The organism is Kitasatospora sp. NPDC059577, assembly GCF_042735475.1.
In the GTDB taxonomy this organism is placed as follows: domain Bacteria; phylum Actinomycetota; class Actinomycetes; order Streptomycetales; family Streptomycetaceae; genus Kitasatospora.
Map to the genome: position 1 here is coordinate 7,173 of NZ_JBHWBZ010000018.1, position 5,545 is coordinate 12,717.

Annotated in this window: 4 protein-coding genes; 3 read left to right on the plus strand and 1 reads right to left on the minus strand. The window is 72.5% G+C overall.

Annotation, left to right across the window (positions count from 1 at the left end; translation table 11 throughout):
* Positions 1–1,687, minus strand: a 1,687-nt coding sequence (locus ACFV0O_RS16655) for a PucR family transcriptional regulator (protein WP_380341906.1), incomplete at its 3' end; no start/stop codon positions are given.
* A gap of 143 nt (positions 1,688–1,830) precedes the next feature.
* Here ACFV0O_RS16655 and ACFV0O_RS16660 point away from each other — a divergent pair.
* From ACFV0O_RS16660 to pruA, 3 genes are all read left to right on the plus strand, one after another.
* On the plus strand, positions 1,831–2,427 hold the full coding sequence (locus ACFV0O_RS16660) for a PadR family transcriptional regulator (RefSeq protein ID WP_380341908.1): 597 nt from the start codon (positions 1,831–1,833) through the stop codon (positions 2,425–2,427).
* Positions 2,424–3,515, plus strand: coding sequence for an FAD-dependent oxidoreductase (locus tag ACFV0O_RS16665; protein ID WP_380341910.1), 1,092 nt, complete (start codon positions 2,424–2,426; stop codon positions 3,513–3,515). Before ACFV0O_RS16660 ends, ACFV0O_RS16665 begins: the two co-directional genes overlap by 4 nt.
* A 246-nt stretch (positions 3,516–3,761) precedes the next feature.
* Entirely contained in the window at positions 3,762–5,390 is a 1,629-nt protein-coding gene (gene pruA, locus ACFV0O_RS16670) for an L-glutamate gamma-semialdehyde dehydrogenase (RefSeq protein WP_380341912.1), read from the plus strand.
* The last annotated feature ends 155 nt before the right edge of the window (positions 5,391–5,545 follow it).

A 5,545-nucleotide genomic window follows, 5' to 3' on the forward strand; every position in this document is an offset into this window, starting at 1 on the left:
GTCTGAGCGGGGTGGGGGGGCCCGGGGGGGCGGGGCGGCCCCCCCCCGCCCCCCCCCCCCCGCCCCCCCCGGGGGGCCCCCCCCCCGCCCCCCCGCCCCCCCGCCGCAGTTGCAGCATCGCCAGCAGCCGCTGCTGCGGCTGGGCGAGGTCGATGCCGGTCAACTGCTCGGCGCGGCGCACCCGGTAGCGCAGGGTGTTGGGGTGGATGTGCAGGGCGTCCGCGGCCACCCGGACCTCGCCGAGCGCGTCCAGCCAGGCCAGCACCGACTCTGCCAGCCGGGTGCCGTGCCGGCGGTCGTACGCGGTGAGCGCGGTGAGCCGCGGGTCGCGCAGGCCGGTGCGCTCCTGCAGCAGTGCCACCATCTCGCTGACCAGCACCTCCGCCTGGACGTCGATCAGCGCCGCGACGTCGAGGTCCACCCCGCCGCGGCCCATCGCGTCCAGGATGCGGTCCGCCTGCGCGCGGGAGTCGGGCACCTGGGCCAGGGCGTCGACGGTCGAGCCGATCGCGGCGCGCAGCGGGACGCCGAGGTGCTCCCGGGCGGCCGTCACCACCTCGGAGGCCCAGTCGCGCACGGTGGTCATCGGCAGGCCGGGCGGCAGCTCGGGCAGCAGCACGTACACCCGGGACTCGATCGGGGCGAGCAGCGCGGTGCGGTGCCGGGCGGCGGTGTGCACCGAGATCAGACCGGTCACGTCGGAGCGGTGCAGCGCCCCCGCGGTGTGCGCGCCGTACGCCAGTACGGTGGCCGGGCGGCGCAGGTCCAGACCGAGGTGGGTGGCGAGCGACTGGGGGCCGGTGGAGCCCTCCAGCAGTCCGGTGAGCAGGGTCTGGGTCAGCCGGACGTCGGCGGACAGTTCCCGGCGGCGGCGCACCAACTGGGCGGCCGCGACACGGGCGGCGCCGACCAGCGCCTGCTCGGCGAGCGGCGCCAGCGGCTGCGCGCCCTCCTGGACCCAGATGGTGCCGAGCGGCTGCGCCCCGGCCCGGATGCCGACGGCCAGGCGGCGGCGCAGACCGAGCTCGGGGTGCGGCTCGACCGCGATCGGGGCGTCCGAACTGCGCAGGTGCTGGAAGATGCCCCACTCGCGGAGCTTGGACAGGTACGGCTCCGGGCCCTGCCAGCCGAGGATGGACAGCCGGCGCAGGTCGTCGACCTCGTCGGAGTCGGAGGAGCGGGAGTAGGCGAGCACCCGGCTGGAGGTGTCCTCGATCGAGACGATGCCGTTGGTGAGCACCGCGACGGTCTGGGCGAGGGAGAAGAGGTCGCCGGCGTTGGGTTCGGGGGCGCCGGCCGCGTCCGGGGCGTCCGGGCCGGCGATGATCGCCCGGGCCAGCGAGTCCAGGTGCTCCCAGCGGGCCTCCCGGCGCACCGACAGCAGGGCGACGCCCGCGTCGGTGGCGGCCTCGCGCAGGGCGTCGGCCTGGCCGGGAGCGTCCAGCTTGACGGCGACGGCGGCGGCCCCGGCCCGGCCGGCGGCGCGCAGGGCGGGGAGCGCGGCCCGGCCTCGGGCGCCGATCGCGAGGACGAGTTCGCCGGGGGCGGCGGTGGGCGGGTCCTCCGGGTCGAGGATCGCGACGTCGCGGACGGAGACGTCCAACCCCTGTGGGGCGGCCTGGAGTTCGACCAGCGGTTCGCCCAGGGACATCAGCAGCTGGCGGAGCGGGAGACCGGGGGTGGTCACTCGGGCCTCCTTCATCCGCTCGGACAACGCCGTGTGGTTGATTTTAGCCGGGCGGACAGAGTTCTGGTTCGTCATTCGTAAATAGTTGACCCTGACTATTCAGGAGTGGATAGTCAGAACTGACCAAGAGATGAGGATGTCTCGTGGCGAAGCGACGCAAGGTGTCGAACCCGCTGGCACTGGCGGTCCTGGCCGAACTCCTGGCCGAGCCGATGCACCCGTACGAGATGGGGCGCCGGCTCAAGGAGCACGCCAAGGACCGCAACATCAAGTACAACCGCAGCTCGCTGTACATGGTCGTGGAGCAGCTACGGAAGGCCGGGTTCGTCGCCGAACAGGAAACCGTCCGCGACACCCAGCGGCCCGAGCGCACCGTCTACGCCCTCACCGAGGAGGGGAAGGCGGAGCTCTACGACTGGATGCGCGAACTCGTCGCCGAACCGCAGCACGAGTACCCCGCCTTCGGGGTCTCGCTGTCGCTGCTCATGGTGCTCCCGCCGACCGAGGCCGTGGAGCTCCTGGGGCGGCGGCGGGCCGCCCTGACCGCCGAGGTGGCGGCCATCCGGGCGACGCTGCGCAAGGCCACGGAGGAGGGCGTCGGCTGGCTCTTCCTGATCGAGGAGGAGTACCGGGTCGGCGGACTGGAGACCGAGATCGCCTTCGTCGAACGCCTCGTCACACAGCTCCAGGAGCCGGACTTCATCCGGACCTGGCAGGAGTACTTCGGGAGTCTGCAATGAGCGCACCGCGTACACCCAGGAAGGCCCTGGTCATCGGCGGCGGCATCGCCGGACCGGTGACGGCGCTGGCCCTGCGCAGGGCCGGCATCGAGGCGGAGGTCTTCGAAGCCTACGGGACCTCCGCCGAGGGCATCGGCGGAACGTTCATGATCGCCCCCAACGGGCTGGCCGCGCTGGCCGCCGTCGGCCTGGCGGAGCAGGTCGACGGCGTCGGCCAGCTGATCGAGCGGATGGTCATGGAGGACGGGAAGGGCGGCACCTTCGCCGAGTTCCCGGTGGGCGGCCGGGCGATGCGGCGCGCCGAGCTGTACGAGGTGCTCCAGCGGAGGCTGCGCGAGGAGGGCCTGTCCGTGCGGTACGGCAAGCGACTGGTCGGCGTCGAGGAGAGCCCGACCGGCGTCACCGCCCGCTTCGCCGACGGCAGCACCGCCGACGGCGACCTGCTGATCGGAACCGACGGAACCCGCTCCGTGGTCCGCGAGCTGATCGACCCGGCCGCGCCCGGCCCGCAGTACACCGGCCTGATCGGCGTCGGCGGCTACAGCGCGCACCGGCTGGACGGGGCGCGCGGGCGGGGTGAGACCATGCACTTCGCGCAGGGCGGGCAGGCGTTCTTCGGCTACTGGGCCCTTCCGGACGGCGCCGGCACGGCCTGGTTCAGCAACATCCCGCAGCCCGAGCAGCTGACGTCGGAACAGGCCCGGAGGGTGTCGCAGGAGGACTGGTTGGCGCTGGCGCGCAAGCTGCACGCCGAGGACCTGCCCGCCCGGGACGTCCTGGCGGAGGCGGACGCCGCGACCGTCGAGGTCTTCCCGCGGCTGGAGATCATGCCGTCCGTGCCGCACTGGTACCGGGACCGGCTGGTGCTGGTCGGCGACTCGGTGCACGCCCCGTCCAACAGCTCCGGCCAAGGGGTTTCACTGGCCGTCGAGAGCGCGGTCGAGCTGGCCCGCTGTCTGGAGTCGCATCCCGGGCTGCCGGGCGCCCTCGCGGCCTACGAGGCGGCACGGCGGCCCGTGGTGGAGGAGGTCGCCGCGAAGGCCGCAGCCGTCAACAACCGGAAGGCGAGCGCCGGGGCGGGGGTGTGACGGGCGGCGCGAAGGCCCGACGGGGGGAGAGCGGCGGCCGGGGGTGCGGCTGCTGCGCTGCGGGGTGAAGGCCGGTTCGTGACCGCAGCGTGACCCCCTTCGTCGGGCCGGACAACGCCGTACGGGGGAATTTAGCCGCCAGGCCAATCAAGTGGCCCCGCGGCCAGGAATAGCGTTCGTGCTGTGGCCGGCGTGCGACCCACGTCGGCAATCCCCCCGCATTGAACGAAGGAGAGCGTGCGCTCTATGGACGCTGTGACCCAGGTCCCCGCGCCGGTGAACGAGCCGGTCCACAGCTACGCCCCCGGGAGCCCGGAACGGGCCCGTCTGGAGGCCAAGCTGAAGGAGCTGGGCGGCCAGGAGCCGGTCCAGCTGACCATGACGATCAACGGTGAGCGCCGGATGGGCGGCGGCACCGAGTTCCACGTCGTCCAGCCGCACAACCACGCGGCTCGGCTCGGCACCCTGCGCAACGCCACCCAGGCCGACGCGCAGGACGCCATCGACACTGCCCTGGCCGCTGCCCCGGCCTGGCAGGCGCTCTCCTTCGACTCCCGCGCCGCGATCTTCCTCAAGGCCGCCGACCTGCTGGCCGGCCCCTGGCGCGAGACCCTGGCCGCCGCCACCATGCTCGGCCAGTCCAAGACCGCGCAGCAGGCCGAGATCGACACCCCCTGCGAGCTGGTCGACTTCCTGCGCTTCAACGTGCACTTCGCCCGCCAGATCATGGCCGAGCAGCCGATCTCCTCGGACGGCGTGTGGAACCGCAGCGACCACCGCCCGCTGGAGGGCTTCGTCTACGCGATCACCCCGTTCAACTTCACCGCGATCGCCGGCAACCTGCCGACCGCGCCCGCGCTGATGGGCAACGTGGTGCTGTGGAAGCCGTCCCCGACCCAGCAGTTCTCCGCGCACCTGCTGATGCAGCTGCTGGAGGAGGCCGGCCTGCCCAAGGGCGTCATCAACATGGTGACCGGCGACGGCCTGGCCGTCTCCGAGGTCGCGCTGAAGCACCCGGCGCTGGCCGGCATCCACTTCACCGGCTCCACCGCCACCTTCCAGCACCTGTGGCGCGAGGTCGGCACCAACATCGCCGGCTACCGCACCTACCCGCGGATCGTCGGCGAGACCGGCGGCAAGGACTTCCTGGTCGCCCACCCGTCGGCCGACCCGAAGGTCCTCAAGACCGCCATGACCCGCGGCGCCTTCGAGTTCCAGGGCCAGAAGTGCTCGGCGCTCTCCCGCGCCTACGTCCCCGCCTCGCTGTGGGCCGGACTGAAGGACGAGTTCGCGGCCGAGGTCGACGGCCTCACCATGGGCGACGTCACCGACCTGTCCAACTTCATGTCGGCCGTCATCGACGAGCGCGCCTTCGCCAAGAACAAGGCCGCCATCGACCGCGCGCAGGCCGACTCCTCCGTCGAGGTCCTCGCCGGCGGCACCTACGACGACTCCGTCGGCTACTTCGTCCGCCCGACCGTCCTGGTCTGCCAGGACCCGGCGAGCGAGTACTTCAAGGACGAGTACTTCGGCCCGATCCTCGCCGTGTACGTCTACGAGGACGAGAAGTACGAGGAGATGCTGGCCCAGATGGAGTCGGTGTCCCCGTACGGCCTGACCGGCGCGGTCATCTCCCAGGACCGCGCGGCGGCCCAGGACGCGATGCACAAGCTGCGCTTCGCCGCCGGCAACTTCTACATCAACGACAAGCCGACCGGCGCCGTCGTCGGCCAGCAGCCCTTCGGTGGCGGCCGGGCCTCCGGCACCAACGACAAGGCCGGTGCCAAGCAGAACCTGGCGCGGTGGACCTCGACCCGCTCGGTCAAGGAGACCTTCGTCCCGCCGACGGACTACCGCTACCCGCACATGGGCTGACCGGCCCCTCCGACCGATCCGCTCCAGTAGCCACCGGTCACCCGCGACGCCCGGCCCCGCCGCAGAGCGGGAACATCGACAAATCAACGAGCCCACGAGACCAGCAGCCAGCGCGGTGTGCAAAAGATGGGTTAAAAATGGACGGGGGGTGTAGG

Coding starts and splice junctions, on each gene's coding strand:
- pruA (WP_380341912.1), top strand. CDS start 3,762: ATGGACGCTGTGACCCAGGTCCCCGCGCCGGTGAACGAGCCGGTCCAC.
- ACFV0O_RS16665 (WP_380341910.1), top strand. CDS start 2,424: ATGAGCGCACCGCGTACACCCAGGAAGGCCCTGGTCATCGGCGGCGGC.